We start from the raw sequence: 21,877 nt of genomic DNA, 5'->3' as shown, positions 1-21,877 counted from the left end.
TCTGAATCCGGCGTGCGGAGGTGTATCTGCGCGCGGGTGCTGCGGCTCCTAGGGACTAGACCTGGCCGAGGTGTTCCTTGTCCGGGTTGTCTGGGCCGCCCTAGGGTTGGGGACGGCCTTCCTCCGAGACAGGCCTGTGAGGGGTCCATGATGAGTGACGATCTCGTGGAGCCGGTGGACACCGCGCTCCGCGACCAGGGGGAGGGCCTCGCCGACCAGGCAGCGCGGGCCGTCCTCGCGTACCGCGACGGCGATCGCGGTCCGCTCGCCGCGCTCGTGCAGGTCATGACGCCTCTGCTCTGGCACACGGTGCGGGCGCAGGGCGCCGACTCCGAGCTGGCGCAGGACATCGTGCAGAACGTGTGGCTCACGCTGGTCCGCGACATCGAGTCGATCCGCGACCCCCGGGCCACTCTCCAGTGGATGCTCGTGACGGCGAAGCGCGCAGCGTGGCGCGCCGTCCGCCGCTCGCGCGACGAGCAGGTACGGCAGGACTCGGACGAGCACGCCACCGACTGGCTGACGACCCCCGCCGACGACCTGCCCGACGCCGTCGCGGTGCGTGACGAGCGGGACCGCGTGCTCTGGGGTCACGTGGGCGAGCTCTCCGACCGGTGCCGCCGCCTGCTGGGCCTCGTCGCGATGGTCGACCGCCCGGACTACGCGGTCGTCTCGCGGGCGCTCGGCATGCCCGTCGGGAGCATCGGCCCGACCCGCGGCCGCTGCCTCGCCAAGCTCCGCGTCGCGCTCGCCGCGGACCCCGCCTGGAGCCTCTCGTGACCGCCGCCGAGGACCGCGAGCTCGCTCTCGTGGCGGCCGGCGGCATCGACGCCGAGGACCGCGCGATCCTGGGGCGCCTCGCCGCGCTGGTCGAGGCGACCGACCCCGTGCCGCCCGGCCTCGTCGACCGGATCGGGCTCGCGCTCACCATGGAGGCCCTGCACGCCGAGATCGCCGAGCTGCACCTCGTCGGGGAGCCCGCGCTCGCGGTCCGCGCCGACGAGACGAGCATCGAGGCCGGCACCATCACGTTCACGACCGACGTGCTGACCGTCATGATCTCGGTCCACCCCGAGGGCGGTCGCGTGCGGGTCGACGGCTGGGCCGCGCCGGCGGGTGAGATCTCCGTCGAGCTGCACCAGGGCGGCGACGTCACGACGACGCAGTCGGACGCGGACGGCCGGTTCTCGTTCGCGGACGTCGAGCGCGGACCGGCACGGCTCGTGCTGCGCCGGCCGTCGGACCCGACGGTGCCCATCGTCACGCCGCAGATCGAGCTGTAGCCGCCGATGACGCAGACGGGCGGCCCGGCGGCGGGGCCGCCCGCTCTTGGCGCGCTGATCGACCAGGTCCAGCGCGCGGAGGACGACAACGCCGAGGGCAGGTCGCAGCAGGCGAGGCGCCGGCTGCGACCCGTGCTGCAGGTGCTCGACCAGCTCGACGAGTCACCTGACGTGGTGCGGCTGCGCGGCCGTGCGCTCATCGAGCTCGCGCGCAGCGAGGCCGAGACGCGTACCGGGCCGGAGGCGTCGCTCGACCGGCTCGACGCGATGCTCGCCGCAGGTGCCGCCGACGCGGAGACGGGCTGGCCGGGCCTCGCGCCGGCGGTCGCGGGCCTGCGCGGGTTCCTCGCGGTCCGGGCCGGGCGCAGCGACGAGGCGCTCGCGCGCCTCGACGACGCGGTGCGGCTCATCGACGACGCCGAGCCGATCGACGCGTGCCGCGCGCTGCTCAACCGCGGCGTGCTCCACGCGGACCTGCGCGACCTGCCGCGTGCGCGCAGCGACTCGCTCGAATGCGCGCGCCGCGCGCGCGCCGCGGGCTTCGCTCGGCTCGTGTTCAAGGCCAACCACAACCTCGGCTACTGGAACTTCGTGGCGGGCCGCCTCCCCGAGGCGCTCGAGCGCATGGAGGCCGCCGCGGGGAGCCTGCCGGGCCCCGCGTGGCCGACGCAGATCCTCGACCGCGCGCGCGTGCTGCTCGAGGCGGGCCTGATCGGCGTCGCGGACCAGACGTTCGCCGAGGCGGCCGAGGTGTTCGCGGCGCAGCACCTGCCGCGCGACGTCGCGGAGTGCGAGCTGGGCCGCGCCGAGTGCGCGCTGCTGCGCGGCGAGCCGGCTGCGGCGCTGCCGCTCGTCGCCGCGGCGCGGGCGCGGTTCAAGCGGCGCGGCGACGACGCGTGGGTGCTCCGTGCCGAGCAGCTCGCGCTGCAGGCGGAGGCTCGCGCGCTCGCGATGGCAGGCTCGGCGCCGCGCGACCGCGAGTGGGCCGCGCTCGCGCGGCGCGCGGCGCGCGTCGAGGCCGGTGCGCGGGCCGGCGGCCGCGAGTCCTGGGCGCTCGCGGCCGGCTACGTGCGGCTCGAGGCGCAGCTCGCGCAGGGCCGGCTCGCCGACCCGGCCGCGGTCCTCGAGGCGCTCGGGCCGGTGCGCGCGGGGGACCCGATCGGGCTGCGGCTCTACGGCCGACGCATCCGCGCGATGCTCGCCCTCGCGGCCCACCAGCGGTCACGCGCGGCGCGGCACGTCCGGGCCGGCCAGCGCGACCTCGCCCTGCACCGCTCGCGGTTCGGCTCGCTCGACCTGCGCACGGCCGGCGCGGTCCACGGCGTCGCGCTCGCCGACCTCGACGTCGACATCGCGCTCGCGACGGGGCGCTCGGGCGCGGTGCTCGACGCCGCCGAGCGCGCGCGGTCGGTGATCGGCGGCACGCCGCGCGTCAACCCGCCCAGCGACCCCGAGTCGGCGCAGCTGCTCACCGACCTGCGCAGCCTCGTCGAGAAGCATCGCGACACCCCCGCCGCGACGGCGCGCGACCGGCTGCGCGCGCAGCGCGACGAGCAGCGACTGAAGCACGCCATCCTGGCGCGGTCCTGGCACGAGAAGGGCCGGGCGAGCGGTGACCGCACGAGCGACGTCGACGAGCTGCGCACCGCGCTGGCGCGTCGCCCGCAGACGACGCTCGTCGACGTCCTCGAGCACCAGGGTCGGCTCCTCGCGGTGGTGGTCGACGAGCGGGGCAGCCGTCTGGTCGGCCTGGGCGCGGTCGACGAGGTCGTCGAGCTCGTGCGCCGGACGCACGCGGACCTCGAGGTGACGGCGAACCCGCTCGTGCCCGCCCCGCTGCGGGACGCCGCGCTGCGCTCGTTGGCGCGGGGGCTGGACGGCCTCGAGGGCCGGTTGCGTGACGTCGTGGCGCCGTCCGGCGAGCTCGTCGTGGTCGCGTCGGGCTGGCTCGCGGCGCTGCCGTGGGCGATGCTCACGCCGCGCGTCGGGAGGCCGACCGTCGTGGCGCCGTCGGTGCAGCACTGGCTCGAGCACGCGGGCACCGCCTCGCGGGCGCCCGCCGAGGTCGTCGCGGCCGCGGGTCCGGGTCTGAAGCACGCGGAGGACGAGGTGCGCGGCGTGGCCGCGCTCTGGCCGGGCGCGCGCGCCATGGTGGGCGGCGACGCGACGGTCGAGCGCGTCACGCAGGCGCTGTCGTCCCCGGGCGTCGTGCACCTCGCGGCGCACGGCCGGCACGAGCCGGACAACCCGCTGTTCTCCTCGGTGCGTCTCGCGGACGGGCCGCTGTTCGCGCACGAGCTGGACACGGGCGGCGACGTCCCGGAGCTCGTGCTGCTCTCGAGCTGCGAGATCGGCCGCGCGAGCATCCGCGCCGGCGGCGAGGCGCTCGGCTTCGCGAGCGTGCTGCTGCGCACCGGCGTCGGCTGCGTGGTGGCGGCCGCTGCGCCGCTGCCCGACGAGACCGCCCGCCAGGTGATGACCCGCACCCACGCGCTGCTGCGGGCCGGGACCCCGGTGGCCGAGGCGCTCGCGACGGCGACGGCGGAGCGTGCCGAGGAGTCGGGCGAGCGCGTCCCGCTGGTCACGCTCGGCGCGCCGCTCTAGCACCCGCCCACCCGCTCGGACCCGCGCGCACCGACGCGGAGGCCAGGTCGGACCGGCCGCAGGCCCGCACGACCCCGACCGGATTTGGTCGCTGCCGGGTGCATCACGTACCGTTGAGGCGCCCAAGACCGCCGGTCGCTGGTCTGGACGTCCCCCGGACGCCGGACCCGCCGAAGTCCCGCAGCACGCGGAGGCCAGCGCAGGTGAGAGTTCCCAGCAGGTCCGCACGTCGGACCGCGCCTGACGAGCCCCGCGCCTGCGCGGGGCTCTTGTCGTTGGTGGGGGAGACCGGTGGCACCACCACCGGAAGGATTGCCATGGCGAGGCCGGACAAGGCAGCCGCCGTCGCGGAGCTCACGGACAAGTTCCGTGCGTCGAACGCGGCCGTGCTGACCGAGTACCGCGGGCTCACCGTCGCGCAGCTCAAGACGCTGCGCAAGGCGCTCGGCGGCAACGCAACCTACGCCGTGGTGAAGAACACGCTGACCGCGATCGCGGCCAAGGACGCCGGACTGACGGGCCTCGACGACGCGCTTGCGGGCCCGTCGGCGATCGCCTTCGTCACCGGCGACCCGGTCGAGGCCGCGAAGGGTCTGCGTGACTTCGCCAAGGCGAACCCCGCGCTGGTCATCAAGGGCGGTGTCCTCGACGGACGCGCCCTGACCGCCGCGGAGGTCACCAAGCTCGCGGACCTCGAGTCCCGCGAGGTGCTCCTGGCCAAGGCGGCCGGCGCGATGAAGGCCAAGCTCTACCAGGCTGCCTACGTCTTCACCGCGAACACCGCCCAGGCCGCCCGTGTCATCGATGCCCTGCGTCAGAAGCAGGAGTCGGAAGGCGTGGCCGCCTGACCTCCTGGTCACGCGTCGCGCACACCCCCACATCTGCTTCGGCGGCCACCGGGCCGACCGGGCACCAGACGAAAGGAACGCCGATCATGGCGAAGCTCAGCACCGACGAGCTCATCGAGCAGTTCAAGGGCCTCACCCTCATCGAGCTCTCCGAGTTCGTGAAGGCCTTCGAGGAGGTCTTCGAGGTCACCGCCGCCGCGCCCGTCGCGGTCGCCGCCGCCCCCGCCGCGGGTGGCGCGGGCGCCGAGGCCGAGGCCGAGGAGGAGAAGGACTCGTTCGACGTCGTCCTCGAGGCCGCCGGCGACAAGAAGATCCAGGTCATCAAGGAGGTGCGCGCGCTCACGTCGCTCGGCCTCAAGGAGGCCAAGGACCTCGTCGACGAGGCGCCGAAGGCGGTCCTGGAGGGCGTCAACAAGGAGGCGGCCGAGAAGGCGAAGGCGCAGCTCGAGGGCGCCGGCGCGACGGTCACGCTCAAGTGAGCCCCGCCCGGCGCTGACGCGCCGGGACCTGCACGGACGAAGGGCCGCATCCCCGCGGGGTGCGGCCCTTCGCCGTGCCGTCGCCGGGAGGGCGGCCCGAGGCGTACGCCCGTCGGGGGACGGACGGTTTCCCCACGGGCGTGCCGTGTGTCACCATGGCGCCGGCGACAGCGTCGTCGCCGTGCGGGCGAAGGCCCGTTCGAGCAGGTCCCCGAGTTCCGGGCAGTGTCGCCTGGCGTGCATCGGGGTGCCCTGGCTGGGTGGACTTCGTCGTCCCGGTCGAGTATGCTAGCGCTTTGCGCTGGCTTGTGCCCGCGATCCCGTATAACCCGAGTCGGTCCTCGTCGTACGTGCGCGACGAGTGCTGCTCCGCGGCCGGGGGGTTGCGCATCGCCGAGCCATGCGCAGCGTGCACTCGATCCGCAGGGAAGGACCCCTCTTGGCTGCCTCGCGCACCCCTTCTGCTCCGTCCGCCGACGCCATCGCGAACCGCACCGCATCCCGCCGCATCTCCTTCGCCAAGATCCACGAGCCGCTCGAGGTCCCCGACCTGCTCGGTCTGCAGACCGAGAGCTTCGACTGGCTGCTCGGCAACGAGCGCTGGCAGGCCCGCGTGGCCGCCGCCCTCGAGAACGGCCGGACGGACGTCCCGGAGACCGCGGGCCTCGAGGAGATCTTCGAGGAGATCTCCCCGATCGAGGACTTCGGCGGCTCCATGTCCCTGTCCTTCCGTGAGCATCGCTTCGAGCCGCCGAAGTACACGGCGGACGAGTGCAAGGAGAAGGACTTCACCTACGCCGCGCCGCTGTTCGTCACGGCGGAGTTCGTGAACTACACGACGGGCGAGATCAAGAGCCAGACGGTGTTCATGGGCGACTTCCCGCTCATGACGGAGCGCGGCACGTTCATCATCAACGGCACCGAGCGCGTCGTCGTCAGCCAGCTCGTCCGCAGCCCCGGGGTCTACTTCGAGCGCATCGCCGACAAGACGTCCGACAAGGACATCCTCACGGCCAAGGTCATCCCGAGCCGCGGCGCCTGGCTCGAGTTCGAGATCGACAAGCGCGACAACGTCGGTGTCCGCGTGGACCGCAAGCGCAAGCAGAACGCGACCGTCCTGCTCAAGGCGCTCGGCATGACCGAGGGCGAGATCCGCGAGGAGTTCGCCGCCTACCCGGCCGTCATCGACACGCTCGAGAAGGACCACGTCCAGACGCAGGACGAGGCGCTCCTCGACCTCTACCGCAAGATCCGTCCCGGCGAGCCGCCGACGGTCGAGGCCGGCCGCGCGCTCATCGAGAACTTCTACTTCAACCCGAAGCGCTACGACCTCGCGAAGGTCGGCCGCTACAAGCTGAACAAGAAGCTCGGCCAGGACGCGCCGCTCGCGGACTCGGTCCTGTCGCTCTCGGACGTCGTCGCGACGATCAAGTACCTCGCCGCGCTGCACACCGACGTCGTCACGCTGCCGGGCTCGCGTGCCGGCGAGGCGATCGACGTCCGCGTCGAGACCGACGACATCGACCACTTCGGCAACCGCCGCATCCGCGCGGTCGGCGAGCTCATCCAGAACCAGGTCCGCACCGGTCTGTCGCGCATGGAGCGCGTCGTGCGCGAGCGCATGACGACGCAGGACGTCGAGGCCATCACGCCGCAGACGCTCATCAACATCCGCCCCGTCGTGGCCTCCATCAAGGAGTTCTTCGGGACGAGCCAGCTGTCGCAGTTCATGGACCAGAACAACCCGCTCGCGGGCCTGACGCACAAGCGTCGTCTGTCGGCCCTCGGCCCGGGTGGTCTGTCGCGCGACCGCGCCGGCATGGAGGTCCGTGACGTCCACACCTCGCACTACGGCCGCATGTGCCCGATCGAGACCCCCGAGGGCCCGAACATCGGCCTCATCGGCTCGCTCGCGTCGTACGGGCGGATCAACCCGTTCGGCTTCGTCGAGACGCCGTACCGCAAGGTCAACAACGGCAAGGTGTCGGACGAGGTCCACTACCTCACGGCCGACGACGAGGACCGCCACGTCATCGCGCAGGCCAACGCGCCGCTGACGTCGACCGGCAAGTTCGCCGAGGACCGCGTCCTCGTCCGCGTCAAGGGCGGCGAGATCGAGTACGTCCCCGGCGAGGTGGTGGACTACATGGACGTCTCGCCGCGCCAGATGGTGTCGGTCGCGACGGCCCTCATCCCGTTCCTCGAGCACGACGACGCGAACCGTGCCCTCATGGGCGCGAACATGCAGCGCCAGGCCGTGCCGCTGGTCCGCTCCGAGGCGCCGCTCGTCGGCACCGGCATGGAGCGTCGCGCGGCGGTCGACGCGGGCGACGTCATCGTCGCGACGAAGCCGGGTGTCGTCACCGAGGTGTCGGCGGACCTGATCGTCGTCGCCAACGACGATGCGACCACGTCGACGTACCGCGTGCAGAAGTTCCGCCGCTCGAACCAGGGCACGAGCTACAACCAGCGCGTGCTGGTCGAGCAGGGCGCCCGCGTCGAGGTCGGCTCGGTGCTCGCCGACGGCCCGGCGACGGACGAGGGCGAGCTCGCGCTCGGCCGTAACCTGCTCGTCGCGTTCATGTCGTGGGAGGGCCACAACTACGAGGACGCGATCATCCTGTCGCAGCGCCTCGTGCAGGACGACGTCCTCTCCTCGATCCACATCGAGGAGCACGAGGTCGACGCGCGCGACACCAAGCTCGGCCCCGAGGAGATCACGCGGGACATCCCGAACGTCTCCGAGGAGGTCCTCGCGGACCTGGACGAGCGCGGCATCATCCGCATCGGTGCCGAGGTCGCGGCGGGCGACATCCTCGTCGGCAAGGTCACCCCGAAGGGCGAGACCGAGCTGACCCCCGAGGAGCGCCTGCTCCGCGCGATCTTCGGCGAGAAGGCGCGCGAGGTCCGTGACACGTCGCTCAAGGTGCCCCACGGCGAGTCCGGCACGGTCATCGAGGTGCGCACGTTCAGCCGCGACGACGGCGACGAGCTGCCGGCGGGCGTCAACGAGCTGGTCCGCGTGTACATCGCGCAGCGCCGCAAGATCACGGACGGCGACAAGCTCGCCGGTCGTCACGGCAACAAGGGCGTCATCTCCAAGATCCTCCCGGTCGAGGACATGCCGTTCCTGGAGGACGGCACGGCGGTCGACGTCGTGCTCAACCCGCTCGGCGTCCCCGGCCGTATGAACGTCGGCCAGGTGCTCGAGACGCACCTCGGCTGGGTCGCGAAGCAGGGCTGGGACATCTCGCTGGCCGAGGGTGACGTCGCCTGGCGCGACGGCGTCCCGGCCGTCGCCGCGTCCTCCGCAGCCGGCAACCCGGTCGCGACGCCGGTGTTCGACGGCGTGCCGGAGGAGACCCTGACGGGCCTGCTCGGGTCGACTCTGCCGAACCGCGACGGCGACCGCATGGTCGGTTCCGACGGCAAGGCGCGGCTGTTCGACGGCCGCTCCGGCGAGCCGTTCCCGGACCCGGTGGCCGTCGGCTACATGTACATCCTGAAGCTGCACCACCTGGTCGACGACAAGATCCACGCGCGCTCGACCGGTCCGTACTCGATGATCACGCAGCAGCCGCTGGGTGGTAAGGCGCAGTTCGGTGGCCAGCGTTTCGGCGAGATGGAGGTATGGGCCCTCGAGGCGTACGGCGCTGCCTACACGCTGCAGGAGCTCCTCACCATCAAGTCCGACGACGTGCCCGGCCGCGTCAAGGTGTACGAGGCGATCGTCAAGGGCGAGAACATCCCCGACTCGGGCATCCCGGAGTCGTTCAAGGTTCTGCTCAAGGAGATGCAGTCGCTCTGCCTGAACGTCGAGGTGCTCTCGTCGGACGGCGTGTCCATCGACATGAAGGACAACGACGACGAGGTCTACCGCGCGGCGGAGGAGCTGGGCATCGACCTGTCGCGGCGCCCGAACGCCAGCAGCATCGAAGAGATCTGACGCCGAGCCCCGGCGCCGGTACCGCACAGGGCCGGCGTCGGGCGCCCGCACCCCCTTGCACGATTTCCGTCCGCCGGACGTCCGCACCGGACCCGGCAAGCGAAGGAAGTAGGACCCCTTGCTCGACGTCAACGTCTTCGACGAGCTGCGTATCGGCCTGGCCACGGCCGACGACATCCGTGCCTGGTCGCACGGTGAGGTGAAGAAGCCCGAGACCATCAACTACCGGACCCTGAAGCCGGAGAAGGACGGTCTCTTCTGCGAGAAGATCTTCGGTCCCACCCGGGACTGGGAGTGCTACTGCGGCAAGTACAAGCGCGTGCGCTTCAAGGGCATCATCTGCGAGCGCTGCGGCGTCGAGGTGACGCGCTCGAAGGTCCGCCGTGAGCGCATGGGCCACATCGAGCTGGCCGCGCCCGTCACGCACATCTGGTTCTTCAAGGGTGTGCCGTCGCGCCTCGGCTACCTGCTCGACCTCGCGCCCAAGGACCTCGAGAAGGTCATCTACTTCGCGGCCTACATGATCACGTGGGTCGACGAGGAGGGCCGCCACGAGGACCTCCCGAACCTCCAGAACGAGATCGACCTGGAGCGCAAGGAGATCTCGGACCGCCGCGACAACGACATCAACAACCGCGCCCAGAAGCTCGAGGCCGACCTGGCCGAGCTCGAGGCCGAGGGTGCCAAGGCCGACGCGCGCCGCAAGGTCCGCGACTCGGCCGAGCGCGAGATGGCGCAGCTGCGCAAGCGCGCGGACGCCGACCTCGACCGCCTCGACCAGGTGTGGGACCGGTTCAAGAACCTCAAGGTCGCGGACCTCGAGGGCGACGAGCTGCTCTACCGCCAGCTGCAGGACCGCTACGGCAACTACTTCGAGGGCTCGATGGGCGCCGCGGCGATCCAGAAGCGCCTCGAGGCGTTCGACCTCGACGCCGAGTCGGAGTCGCTGCGCGAGATCATCAAGACGGGCAAGGGCCAGCGCAAGACGCGCGCCCTCAAGCGTCTGAAGGTCGTCAACGCGTTCCTCACGACGAACAACTCGCCGACGGGCATGGTCCTCGACGCGGTCCCGGTCATCCCGCCGGACCTGCGCCCGATGGTCCAGCTCGACGGTGGCCGTTTCGCCACGTCGGACCTCAACGACCTGTACCGCCGCGTCATCAACCGGAACAACCGCCTCAAGCGGCTCCTGGACCTGGGCGCGCCGGAGATCATCGTCAACAACGAGAAGCGGATGCTCCAGGAGGCCGTCGACTCGCTGTTCGACAACGGCCGCCGCGGCCGTCCGGTGACGGGCCCGGGCAACCGCCCGCTCAAGTCGATCTCCGACATGCTCAAGGGCAAGCAGGGGCGTTTCCGCCAGAACCTGCTCGGCAAGCGCGTCGACTACTCGGGCCGTTCGGTGATCGTCGTCGGCCCGCAGCTCAAGCTGCACCAGTGCGGTCTGCCCAAGCAGATGGCGCTCGAGCTCTTCAAGCCGTTCGTGATGAAGCGGCTCGTGGACCTCAACCACGCGCAGAACATCAAGTCGGCCAAGCGCATGGTCGAGCGCGCGCGCCCGGTCGTGTGGGACGTGCTCGAGGAGGTCATCACCGAGCACCCGGTGCTGCTGAACCGTGCGCCCACGCTGCACCGTCTCGGCATCCAGGCGTTCGAGCCCCAGCTCGTCGAGGGCAAGGCGATCCACCTGCACCCGCTCGTCTGCGCCGCGTTCAACGCGGACTTCGACGGTGACCAGATGGCCGTCCACCTGCCGCTCTCGGCGGAGGCGCAGGCCGAGGCCCGCATCCTCATGCTGTCGAGCAACAACATCCTCAAGCCGTCGGACGGCCGCCCGGTGACCATGCCTTCGCAGGACATGATCATCGGTCTGTTCCACCTGACGAGCGACCGTCCGGACGCCGAGGGCGCCGGTCGTGCGTTCAGCTCGGTGTCCGAGGCGATCCTCGCGTTCGACAAGGGCACACTGGACCTGAACGCCGAGGTCGCGATCCGCATGGACGACGAGTTCGTGCTGCCGGCCGCGGGCGCGCCCGAGGGCTGGGAGCCCGGCAAGGCGTTCCCGACGACGCTGGGCCGTGCGCTCTTCAACGAGCTGTTGCCCGTCGACTACCCGTACGAGAACGGCGTCGTCGACAAGAAGCGGCTGTCGGTCATCGTCAACGACCTCGCCGAGCGCTACCCGAAGGTCGCCGTCGCGGCGTCCCTCGACGCGCTCAAGGAGGCGGGTTTCCGCTGGGCCACGCGTTCGGGCGTCACGATCTCCATCTCGGACGTCGCGACCCCGAGCGAGAAGAAGCAGATCCTCGAGGAGCACGAGGCGAAGGCCGCCAAGGTGCAGGGCCAGTACGACAAGGGCCTCATCACCGACGACGAGCGTCGCCAGGAGCTCATCGACATCTGGACGCAGGCCACGGAGAAGGTCGCCGAGGTCATGCGCGCCAACTTCCCGGCCCGCAACACGGTGTTCCGCATGGTCGGCTCGGGTGCGCGTGGTAACTGGATGCAGGTCCGCCAGATCGCGGGCATGCGTGGTCTGGTCGCCAACCCGAAGGGCGAGATCATCCCGCGCCCGATCAAGGCGAACTACCGCGAGGGCCTGTCCGTCCTCGAGTACTTCATCGCGACGCACGGCGCCCGCAAGGGTCTGGCGGACACCGCTCTGCGGACCGCCGACTCGGGCTACCTGACGCGTCGTCTGGTGGACGTCTCGCAGGACGTCATCGTCCGCGAGGAGGACTGCGGCACCGAGCGCGGCCTCACGCTGCCGATCGGCATCAAGGGCTCGGACGGCACGCTGCGCCAGCACGACAAGGTCTCCACGAGCGTCTACTCGCGCACGCTGGCGACCGATGTCGAGGTCGACGGCGAGGTCATCGGCCACGCCGGTGACGACGTCGGCGACGTGCTGCTCGACCGGCTGATCGAGGCGGGCGTCGACTCGCTCAAGGTCCGTTCGGTCCTCACCTGCGAGTCGCGCGTCGGCACGTGCGCCAAGTGCTACGGCCGTTCGCTCGCGACCGGCAAGCTCGTCGACATCGGCGAGGCCGTCGGCATCATCGCGGCCCAGTCGATCGGTGAGCCCGGCACGCAGCTGACGATGCGTACCTTCCACACCGGTGGTGTGGCGTCGGCCGACGACATCACGCAGGGTCTGCCGCGTGTCCAGGAGCTGTTCGAGGCCCGTACCCCCAAGGGTGAGGCGCCGATCGCGGAGTTCTCGGGTCGCGTGGCGATCGAGGAGGGCGACCGTTCGCGTCGCATCGTCCTCACGCCGGACGACGGCTCGGAGGAGATCGCCTACCCGATCACCAAGCGCTCGCGCCTGCTCGTCGGAGACGGCGACCACGTCGCGGTCGGCACGCAGCTCGTCCAGGGCGCCGTCGACCCGAAGAAGGTGCTGCGCATCCTGGGCCCCCGTGCCACGCAGAAGCACCTGGTCGACGAGGTGCAGGAGGTCTACCGCTCGCAGGGCGTGGACATCCACGACAAGCACATCGAGGTCATCGTCCGCCAGATGCTCCGTCGCGTGACGGTGCTCGACTCCGGATCGACCGACCTGCTGCCCGGCGAGCTCGCCGAGCGCGGTCGCTTCGAGGACGCCAACCGCGGCGCTGTCGCGGAGGGTGGCACCCCGGCGTCGGGTCGTCCCGAGCTGATGGGCATCACCAAGGCGTCGCTGGCCACGGACTCGTGGCTGTCGGCGGCGTCGTTCCAGGAGACGACCCGCGTGCTCACCGAGGCCGCGATGTCGGGTCGGTCCGACCCGCTGCTCGGCCTCAAGGAGAACGTCATCCTCGGCAAGCTCATCCCCGCCGGCACGGGCCTGGCCCGCTACCGGAACATCGAGGTCGAGCCGACCGAGGAGGCCAAGGCCGAGCTGTACCCGACCTTCGGCTACGACGAGATCGACTTCCCCGCCCTGGGCCTCGGCTCGGGCGAGGCGATCCCGCTCGAGGACATCGACTTCGGCGACTACCGCTGAGGTCGGACCTCTCTCGCGGAGGGCCCGCCGGTCTCCGGACCGGCGGGCCCTCCCGCGTCTCCCGGGGTGGTGCTGTTCGCCCTGGGGGGAGCCCGCGCCTGCGGCTTTGACCGGGTGCGGACCGCCCGGTAGCCTTGGAGGCCGTGCCCGCTCTGTCGGGCCCTTGCGCGTGCTCGCGATCCGCCGGCCTGAACCAGGTCGGCGGGCAGCGGTACAGGACGGTCTCCGGGACCGCCGCGCCACACGATCCGATCGTTCAGCGGATCTCGTCGCGCGGGGACCCGGGCGACACGCCCGGGCGCGGGGGTCGAAGCGGGACTCGAGACCAGCGGGGTAGTCGCGCGACGGGCGACGATCCGCACCATGCCGGCCGTCCTGGGTGACGGGGTCCGGTCGACCAGAGCTCATCTACCAGACGGAGACGTAGTGCCTACGATCCAGCAGCTGGTCCGCAAGGGCCGGCAGGCGAAGACGAACAAGTCGAAGACGCCTGCCCTCAAGGGCAGCCCCCAGCGTCGCGGTGTGTGCACGCGCGTGTACACCACCACCCCGAAGAAGCCGAACTCCGCCCTCCGCAAGGTCGCCCGTGTGCGCCTGTCGTCGGGTGTCGAGGTCACGGCCTACATCCCGGGCGTCGGCCACAACCTGCAGGAGCACTCGATCGTGCTCGTCCGCGGCGGTCGTGTGAAGGACCTCCCCGGTGTCCGCTACAAGATCGTGCGCGGCGCGCTCGACACGCAGGGCGTGAAGAACCGCAAGCAGGCGCGCAGCCGCTACGGCGCGAAGAAGGGCTGAACCGATGCCTCGTAAGGGTCCCGCCCCGAAGCGTGCACTCATCGTCGACCCGGTCTACGGGTCGCCGGTCGTCACGCAGCTCATCAACAAGATCCTCCTCGACGGCAAGAAGACCGTCGCGGAGTCGATCGTCTACGGCGCGCTCGAGGGCGTCCGCGAGAAGACCCAGCAGGACCCGGTCGTCGTGCTCAAGCGCGCGCTCGACAACGTGCGTCCCTCGCTCGAGGTCCGATCGCGCCGCGTCGGTGGTGCCACCTACCAGGTCCCGGTCGAGGTGCGCCCCGTGCGCGCGACGACGCTGGCCCTGCGCTGGCTCACGGACTACTCGCGCGCTCGCCGCGAGAAGACCATGACCGAGCGCCTCATGAACGAGATCCTCGACGCCTCGAACGGCCTCGGTGCCGCGGTGAAGCGTCGTGAGGACATGCACAAGATGGCCGAGTCCAACCGGGCCTTCGCGCACTACCGCTGGTGATCCGAGACGCACGCGGCCCGGCCCTGGGTCGGGCCGCGTGCGACCGGCGACCGGCCACCTAGCCTTCCCACAGAACAAGGGGCAATTCACGTGGCACTCGACGTGCTGACCGACCTCACGAAGGTCCGCAACATCGGCATCATGGCGCACATCGATGCCGGCAAGACCACGACGACCGAGCGGATCCTGTTCTACACGGGCGTCAACTACAAGATCGGCGAGACGCACGACGGTGCCTCGACGATGGACTGGATGGAGCAGGAGCAGGAGCGCGGCATCACGATCACGTCCGCCGCGACGACCTGCTACTGGAAGAACAACCAGATCAACATCATCGACACCCCCGGGCACGTCGACTTCACGGTCGAGGTCGAGCGCTCGCTGCGCGTCCTCGACGGTGCCGTCGCCGTGTTCGACGGCAAGGAGGGCGTCGAGCCCCAGTCCGAGACGGTGTGGCGCCAGGCCGACAAGTACGACGTGCCGCGCATCTGCTTCGTCAACAAGATGGACAAGCTCGGTGCCGACTTCTACTTCACGGTCAAGACGATCATCGACCGCCTGAAGGCCAAGCCGCTGGTCATCCAGCTCCCGATCGGCTCCGAGAACGACTTCATCGGCGTCGTGGACCTCGTCGAGCAGCGCGCCCTCGTGTGGCGCGGCGAGACGGCCCTCGGCGAGAAGTACGAGATCGAGGAGATCCCGGCCGACCTGGTCGAGAAGGCGGAGCAGTACCGCGCCGAGCTCCTCGAGGCCGTCGCCGAGACCGACGACGCGCTGCTCGAGAAGTTCCTCGGCGGCGAGGAGCTCACGGTCGAGGAGATCAAGGGCGGCATCCGCAAGCTCACGATCGCCTCGGAGGCCTACCCGGTCCTCTGCGGCTCGGCGTTCAAGAACAAGGGCGTGCAGCCGATGCTCGACGCCGTCATCGACTACCTGCCGTCGCCCGTCGACGTGCCGGCCGTCGAGGGCCACGACGTCAAGGACGAGTCGGTCATGATCGAGCGCCACCCCGACGCGACGGAGCCGTTCTCGGCGCTCGCGTTCAAGGTCGCCGCGCACCCGTTCTTCGGCAAGCTGACCTACGTCCGCGTGTACTCCGGCAAGGTGGAGCAGGGCGCCCAGGTGCTCAACTCGACCAAGGGCAAGAAGGAGCGCATCGGGAAGCTCTTCCAGATGCACTCCAACAAGGAGAACCCGGTCCAGGAGGCGACCGCGGGTCATATCTACGCGTTCATCGGCCTGAAGGACGTCACCACCGGTGACACCCTGACGGACCCGACGTCGCCGGTGATCCTCGAGTCGATGACGTTCCCCGAGCCCGTCATCGACGTGGCGATCGAGCCCAAGACCAAGGGCGACCAGGAGAAGCTCTCCACGGCGATCCAGAAGCTCGCCGAGGAGGACCCGACGTTCCGCGTCAAGCTCGACGAGGAGACCGGCCAGACCGTCATCGGCGGCATGGGCGAGCTCCACCTCGACATCCTCGTGGACCGCATGCGTCGCGAGTTCAAGGTCGAGGCCAACGTCGGCAAGCCGCAGGTCGCGTACCGCGAGACCATCCGCCGCAAGGTGGACAAGGTCGAGTACGTGCACAAGAAGCAGACCGGTGGCTCGGGTCAGTACGCGAAGGTCCAGGTGACCTTCGAGCCGCTCGACCCGGCCGAGGGCGAGCTGTACGAGTTCGAGAACGCGGTCACGGGTGGCCGCATCCCGCGCGAGTACATCCCGTCGGTCGACGCGGGCATCCAGAACGCGATGCAGCAGGGTGTCCTCGCGGGCTTCCCGATGGTCGGCGTCAAGGCGACGCTGATCGACGGTGCCTACCACGAGGTCGACTCCTCCGAGATGGCGTTCAAGATCGCCGGCTCGATGGTCCTCAAGGAGGCCGCACGCAAGGCCGACCCGGCTCTGCTCGAGCCGATCATGGCGGTCGAGGTGCGTACCCCCGAGGACTACATGGGTGATGTCATCGGCGACCTCAACTCGCGCCGCGGCATGATCCAGTCGATGGAGGACGCGACGGGCGTGAAGGTGATTCGCGCCCAGGTGCCCCTCTCGGAGATGTTCGGGTACGTCGGTGACCTGCGGTCGAAGACCCAGGGTCGCGCGGTGTACTCGATGCAGTTCGACAGCTACGCCGAGGTTCCTCGGAACGTTGCCGAGGAGATCATCAAGAAGACCCGGGGCGAGTAGTCCCACAGGTCGAAACCTGTAGTTCCATCACACAACCCGACCAGTAGGACCGCGCGCCTCGCGTCTACCCTCCCGGTAGCCGCAGACGGGCACTCTCTACCAAGTCCCAAGGAGGACACCCAGTGGGCAAGGCGAAGTTCGAGCGGACGAAGCCGCACGTCAACATCGGGACCATCGGTCACGTCGACCACGGCAAGACGACGCTGACCGCCGCGATCTCGAAGGTGCTGCACGACAAGTACCCGGACCTGAACCCCTTCACGCCGTTCGACGAGATCGACAAGGCGCCGGAGGAGAAGCAGCGCGGTATCACGATCAACATCGCGCACGTCGAGTACCAGACGGAGAAGCGCCACTACGCGCACGTCGACGCTCCGGGTCACGCCGACTACATCAAGAACATGATCACGGGTGCGGCGCAGATGGACGGCGCCATCCTCGTGGTCGCCGCGACGGACGGCCCGATGGCCCAGACGCGTGAGCACGTGCTGCTCGCCCGTCAGGTCGGCGTGCCCTACCTGCTCGTGGCGCTCAACAAGGCCGACGTCGTCGACGACGAGGAGATCCTCGAGCTCGTCGAGGTCGAGGTCCGCGAGCTGCTCTCGGCGCAGGGCTTCGACGGGGACAACGTCCCGGTCGTCCGCGTCTCGGGCCTCAAGGCGCTCGAGGGCGACCCGGTCTGGGTCAAGTCGGTCGAGGACCTGCTGGACGCGGTGGACGAGAACGTGCCGGACCCGGTGCGTGACATCGACAAGCCGTTCCTCATGCCGATCGAGGACGTCTTCACGATCACCGGTCGCGGCACCGTCGTGACGGGTCGTGTCGAGCGTGGCCGCCTCAAGGTGAACGAGGAGGTCGAGATCGTCGGCATCAAGGAGAAGGCGATCAAGACGACGGTCACCGGCGTCGAGATGTTCCGCAAGCTCCTCGACTACGCCGAGGCCGGCGAGAACGTCGGTCTGCTCCTCCGCGGCACGAAGCGCGAGGAGGTGGAGCGCGGCCAGGTCGTCGTGAAGCCGGGTTCGATCACGCCGCACACCGAGTTCGAGGGCCAGGTCTACATCCTGGCCAAGGACGAGGGCGGCCGTCACAACCCGTTCTACGGCAACTACCGTCCGCAGTTCTACTTCCGGACGACGGACGTGACCGGCGTCATCACGCTGCCCGAGGGCACCGAGATGGTCATGCCCGGTGACAACACCGAGATCCACGTCCAGCTCATCCAGCCCATCGCGATGGAGGAGGGCCTCGGCTTCGCCATCCGCGAGGGTGGCCGCACCGTCGGCTCGGGCCGGGTCATCAAGATCCTCAAGTGATCCCCGCCCCTCGGGGCTGATCGCTGAGCGCAGGGCCCGGATGCTTCGGCATCCGGGCCCTGCGTCGTCTGCACAACCGGTCGCGACCGGTCGCGACGACGAACCGTCTCGTCGTCGGCATCACCGGGACGGGCGACTCGCGCGCCGTCCGGTTCGTGCTAGTTTCCCGCGGTCGGCGAAGGGGATGACATGGCACCGCGGTTCGAGCACGAGGCTTCCGGCCAGGCGGAGGGCGACCTGTCCGCCGGGCGCACCCGGGCCGGCGAGCCGATCGGGGCGCTCGACGCACGGTGCACGCCGGCCGAGCAGCTCGACCCGGAGACGTACGAGCGGCTGCTGACGGTGCTCGACGGGCTGCCCTGACGGGGTCGACCTCGGCAGTCGCGCCAGAGCTGCGTGCGGACGCCCCCCGCCGTCACCCCCGGTGAAGCGGTCGAGCGACCCGTGCCACGGCACCGCGCGCCTCCCGCCCGGTCCGGGCGAGCACCGGCCCTCCTCGTCCGTCGGGCCCGGTGTGGGCCATCGCACGCCGGCAGGGAATTGGAGGATCGGGGTCCCGTCTGGCACACTGTTCAGGTTGCCCGTCGTGGGTGTGCGCACGCGCGCGCCGCGGCTGGGCTGGGAAACGTGGAGAGCTGCCGGACCCCGGGGTCGACCCGGAGGTGGTGGCTCGACTACAACCACCGACCTCGTGCCTCACGGTACGCAGTGCAGAGGTGCGTCGCGGATTGCGACACGCCCGAGTGCGGGGGTCGGACGGACCGGTTCGAAGAGAGAGAAGTAGACGACGCCATGGCGGGACAGAAGATCCGCATCCGGCTCAAGTCCTACGACCACGAGGTCATCGACAGCTCGGCGCGCAAGATCGTCGACACGGTGACTCGCGCTGGTGCGTCGGTCGTGGGTCCGGTGCCGCTGCCGACGGAGAAGAACGTCTTCTGCGTCATCCGGTCGCCCCACAAGTACAAGGACAGCCGCGAGCACTTCGAGATGCGGACGCACAAGCGGCTCATCGACATCATCGACCCCACGCCGAAGGCCGTCGACTCGCTTATGCGTCTCGACCTGCCCGCGGACGTGAACATCGAGATCAAGCTCTGATCGCTGGGAAGGACTGATCTTTCATGGCAACCCAGCAGAACGCGCGCCCCGTCACGGCGGTGCTCGGCACGAAGCTCGGCATGACGCAGGTGTGGGACGACAACGGTCGTCTCGTGCCCGTCACCGTGGTCGCGGTCGGCACCAACGTCGTCACGCAGGTCCGCTCCGCTGAGGCTGACGGCTACGCAGCGGTCCAGCTGGCCCACGGCCAGATCGACCCCCGCAAGGTCACCAAGCCGCTCAAGGGCCACTTCGAGAAGGCCGGCGTGACGCCGCGCCGGCACGTGGCCGAGATCCGCACGCCGAACGCCGCCGAGTTCACGCTCGGCCAGGAGCTCGGCGCCGACGTCTTCGAGGCAGGCCAGCTCGTCGACGTCATCGGTACGACCAAGGGCAAGGGCACCGCCGGTGTCATGAAGCGTCACGGCTTCGCCGGCGTCAGCGCCTCCCACGGTTCGCACCGCAACCACCGCAAGCCGGGCTCGATCGGTGGCGCGTCGACGCCGTCGCGAGTCTTCAAGGGCCTGCGGATGGCCGGTCGGATGGGCAACGCCCGTCAGACCACCCAGAACCTGACCGTGCACGCGGTCGACGCGGAGCGGGGCTTCCTGCTCGTCAAGGGCGCCGTCCCCGGCCCCAAGAACGGCGTCGTCGTCGTGCGTACCGCTGTGAAGGGTGCGTGACCTCCATGAGCGACACGCTGACCGTCGACGTCCTCGACGCCGCGGGCAAGAAGGCCGGCCAGGCCGAGCTGCCCGCCGACGTCTTCGACGTGCAGACGAACGTCCCGCTGATCCACCAGGTCGTCGTCGCGCAGCTCGCTGCGGCCCGCCAGGGCACCCACGACACGAAGACCCGTGGTGAGGTCCGTGGTGGCGGCAAGAAGCCGTACAAGCAGAAGGGCACCGGCCGCGCCCGTCAGGGCTCGACCCGCGCCCCGCAGTTCGCGGGTGGTGGCACGGTCCACGGTCCGCAGCCGCGTGACTACACGCAGAAGACCCCGAAGAAGATGAAGGCCGCGGCGCTCCGCGGTGCTCTCTCGGACCGCGCTCGCGCGGGTCGCGTGCACGTCGTCTCGGGCTTCGCCCCGGGCCAGGCGCCGTCGACGAAGGCCGCCCTCGCGGTGCTCGACAACCTCTCGGTGCGCCGTCACGTGCTCGTCGTGGTCGAGCGCTCGGACGAGATCACGTGGAAGTCGCTGCGGAACGTCGAGCGGGTCCACCTGCTCGTCACCGACCAGCTCAACACGTACGACGTCCTCGTCTCGGACGACGTGGTCTTCACGCAGGGCGCGCTCGACGCGTTCCTCGCCGGCCCCGCCAAGGGCGCCAAGGCCACCGCGACCGAGTCCGAGGCGCAGGAGGAGACGAAGTGACCGCCGTCGGTAAGGACCCGCGCGACATCCTGATCGCGCCGGTCGTCTCGGAGAAGAGCTACGGCCTGCTCGACGAGGGCAAGTACACGTTCCTCGTCGACCCCCGTGCCAACAAGACCGAGATCAAGATCGCCGTCGAGCAGGTCTTCGGCGTCAAGGTCGACTCGGTCAACACTGCGAACCGTCAGGGCAAGGCCCGTCGTACCCGGTTCGGCGTCGGCCGTCGCAAGGACACGAAGCGTGCGATCGTCACCCTCCGCGAGGGCACGATCGACATCTTCGGCGGACCGGTCGGCTGAGCGGCCCGGAAGGACTGAGGACTCATGGGAATCCGTAAGTACAAGCCGACGACGCCGGGCCGCCGTGGCTCGAGCGTGGCCGACTTCGTCGAGATCACGCGCTCCACGCCGGAGAAGTCGCTGGTCCGCCCGCTGACCAAGTCGGGTGGCCGCAACTCCTCGGGCCGCGTGACTGCCCGCCACCACGGTGGCGGTCACAAGCGCGCCTACCGCGTGATCGACTTCCGTCGTCACGACAAGGACGGCGTGCCGGCGAAGGTCGCGCACATCGAGTACGACCCGAACCGCACGGCGCGCATCGCGCTCCTGCACTACGCGGACGGCGAGAAGCGCTACATCATCGCGCCGAACAAGCTGTCGCAGGGCGACGTGATCGAGGCCGGTCCCGGCGCCGACATCAAGCCCGGCAACAACCTGCCGCTGCGCAACATCCCGACCGGTACGGTCATCCACGCCATCGAGCTGCGGCCCGGCGGCGGTGCGAAGATCGCGCGCTCGGCCGGCACCTCGGTGCAGCTCGTCGCGAAGGACGGCCCGTATGCGCAGCTGCGCATGCCGTCCGGCGAGATCCGCAACGTCGACCTGCGCTGCCGCGCGACGATCGGCGAGGTCGGCAACGCCGAGCAGTCGAACATCAACTGGGGCAAGGCCGGCCGCATGCGCTGGAAGGGCAAGCGCCCGACCGTCCGTGGTGTCGCCATGAACCCGATCGACCACCCGCACGGTGGTGGTGAGGGCAAGACCTCAGGTGGTCGCCACCCGGTCAGCCCGTGGGGTCAGCCTGAGGGCCGCACCCGCCGTCCGAACAAGCCGAGCGACAAGCTCATCGTGCGCCGTCGGCGTACTGGCAAGAAGCGCTGATAGGAGCCCGAGAGAATGCCTCGCAGCCTCAAGAAGGGCCCGTTCGTCGACGGCCACCTGCAGAAGAAGGTCGACGTGCAGAACGAGGCCGGTACCAAGAACGTCATCAAGACGTGGTCCCGCCGTTCGGTCATCACGCCGGACTTCCTCGGGCACACGTTCGCCGTCCACGACGGGCGCAAGCACACCCCGGTGTTCGTGACGGAGTCGATGGTCGGGCACAAGCTCGGCGAGTTCGCTCCGACCCGGACGTTCCGCGGCCACGAGAAGGACGACCGGAAGGGCCGTCGCCGCTGACCTCGGTCAGCCAGGTGACG

At 70.2% G+C, this 21,877-nt stretch carries 18 protein-coding genes; all 18 read left to right on the top strand.

The genetic code is table 11. From position 1 onward, the window contains the following. The first annotated feature begins 150 nt into the window (after positions 1–150). Positions 151–780, top strand: a complete 630-nt coding sequence (locus tag QRT04_RS05330; protein WP_289454072.1) for an RNA polymerase sigma factor — start codon at positions 151–153, stop codon at positions 778–780. After that, a complete protein-coding gene (locus QRT04_RS05325; protein ID WP_289454070.1) occupies positions 777–1,283 on the top strand; it encodes a peptidase associated/transthyretin-like domain-containing protein in 507 nt (168 codons plus the stop codon). The genes QRT04_RS05330 and QRT04_RS05325 overlap by 4 nt, the downstream gene beginning before the upstream one ends. 6 nt (positions 1,284–1,289) lie before the next feature. Beyond that, a complete protein-coding gene (locus tag QRT04_RS05320) occupies positions 1,290–3,887 on the top strand; it encodes a CHAT domain-containing protein (RefSeq protein ID WP_289454068.1) in 2,598 nt (865 codons plus the stop codon). A 317-nt stretch (positions 3,888–4,204) separates the two neighbouring features. Continuing rightward, positions 4,205–4,735: a 50S ribosomal protein L10 gene (gene rplJ / locus QRT04_RS05315; RefSeq protein ID WP_289454066.1), complete on the top strand. Its 531-nt coding sequence runs from the start codon at positions 4,205–4,207 to the stop codon at positions 4,733–4,735. An 86-nt stretch (positions 4,736–4,821) separates the two neighbouring features. Further along, positions 4,822–5,214: a 50S ribosomal protein L7/L12 gene (gene rplL, locus QRT04_RS05310; RefSeq protein WP_124342754.1), complete on the top strand. Its 393-nt coding sequence runs from the start codon at positions 4,822–4,824 to the stop codon at positions 5,212–5,214. A gap of 439 nt (positions 5,215–5,653) precedes the next feature. Continuing rightward, complete coding sequence (gene rpoB / locus QRT04_RS05305; RefSeq protein ID WP_289454063.1) at positions 5,654–9,160, top strand: DNA-directed RNA polymerase subunit beta; 3,507 nt, start codon at positions 5,654–5,656, stop codon at positions 9,158–9,160. A 118-nt stretch (positions 9,161–9,278) separates the two neighbouring features. Further along, positions 9,279–13,145: a DNA-directed RNA polymerase subunit beta' gene (locus tag QRT04_RS05300; RefSeq protein ID WP_289454062.1), complete on the top strand. Its 3,867-nt coding sequence runs from the start codon at positions 9,279–9,281 to the stop codon at positions 13,143–13,145. Positions 13,146–13,571: 426 nt separating this feature from the next. Then, positions 13,572–13,940 carry a 30S ribosomal protein S12 gene (rpsL, locus tag QRT04_RS05295; protein ID WP_013882841.1) on the top strand — a complete coding sequence of 123 codons (369 nt, stop codon included), beginning with the start codon at positions 13,572–13,574 and terminating at the stop codon, positions 13,938–13,940. Positions 13,941–13,944: 4 nt separating this feature from the next. Continuing rightward, positions 13,945–14,415 carry a 30S ribosomal protein S7 gene (gene rpsG, locus QRT04_RS05290; RefSeq protein ID WP_289454060.1) on the top strand — a complete coding sequence of 157 codons (471 nt, stop codon included), beginning with the start codon at positions 13,945–13,947 and terminating at the stop codon, positions 14,413–14,415. Between the two features lie 90 nt (positions 14,416–14,505). Then, the gene (gene fusA / locus QRT04_RS05285) at positions 14,506–16,608 is read left to right on the top strand and encodes an elongation factor G (RefSeq protein ID WP_289454059.1); all 2,103 of its coding nucleotides are present in this window, start codon (positions 14,506–14,508) and stop codon (positions 16,606–16,608) included. 122 nt (positions 16,609–16,730) lie between these two features. Beyond that, positions 16,731–17,924 carry an elongation factor Tu gene (gene tuf / locus QRT04_RS05280; RefSeq protein ID WP_289454057.1) on the top strand — a complete coding sequence of 398 codons (1,194 nt, stop codon included), beginning with the start codon at positions 16,731–16,733 and terminating at the stop codon, positions 17,922–17,924. Positions 17,925–18,113: 189 nt separating this feature from the next. After that, positions 18,114–18,287: a hypothetical protein gene (locus QRT04_RS05275; protein ID WP_289454056.1), complete on the top strand. Its 174-nt coding sequence runs from the start codon at positions 18,114–18,116 to the stop codon at positions 18,285–18,287. Between the two features lie 429 nt (positions 18,288–18,716). Continuing rightward, the gene (gene rpsJ, locus QRT04_RS05270) at positions 18,717–19,025 is read left to right on the top strand and encodes a 30S ribosomal protein S10 (protein WP_013117879.1); all 309 of its coding nucleotides are present in this window, start codon (positions 18,717–18,719) and stop codon (positions 19,023–19,025) included. A gap of 23 nt (positions 19,026–19,048) precedes the next feature. Beyond that, entirely contained in the window at positions 19,049–19,708 is a 660-nt protein-coding gene (rplC, locus tag QRT04_RS05265) for a 50S ribosomal protein L3 (protein WP_289454054.1), read from the top strand. Positions 19,709–19,713: 5 nt separating this feature from the next. Then, the gene (rplD, locus tag QRT04_RS05260) at positions 19,714–20,400 is read left to right on the top strand and encodes a 50S ribosomal protein L4 (RefSeq protein WP_289454052.1); all 687 of its coding nucleotides are present in this window, start codon (positions 19,714–19,716) and stop codon (positions 20,398–20,400) included. Further along, positions 20,397–20,699 carry a 50S ribosomal protein L23 gene (gene rplW, locus QRT04_RS05255; RefSeq protein WP_289454050.1) on the top strand — a complete coding sequence of 101 codons (303 nt, stop codon included), beginning with the start codon at positions 20,397–20,399 and terminating at the stop codon, positions 20,697–20,699. The genes rplD and rplW overlap by 4 nt, the downstream gene beginning before the upstream one ends. Positions 20,700–20,723: 24 nt before the next feature. Next, on the top strand, positions 20,724–21,560 hold the full coding sequence (gene rplB / locus QRT04_RS05250) for a 50S ribosomal protein L2 (RefSeq protein ID WP_289454049.1): 837 nt from the start codon (positions 20,724–20,726) through the stop codon (positions 21,558–21,560). 15 nt (positions 21,561–21,575) lie between these two features. Next, positions 21,576–21,857, top strand: coding sequence for a 30S ribosomal protein S19 (gene rpsS / locus QRT04_RS05245; protein ID WP_048342529.1), 282 nt, complete (start codon positions 21,576–21,578; stop codon positions 21,855–21,857). Positions 21,858–21,877: the final 20 nt, after the last annotated feature.

The organism is Cellulomonas alba (assembly GCF_030362835.1).
GTDB lineage: Bacteria > Actinomycetota > Actinomycetes > Actinomycetales > Cellulomonadaceae > Cellulomonas > Cellulomonas alba.
Note: the sequence above shows the minus strand (reverse complement) of the source record. Positions and strands in the feature narration are given on the sequence as shown.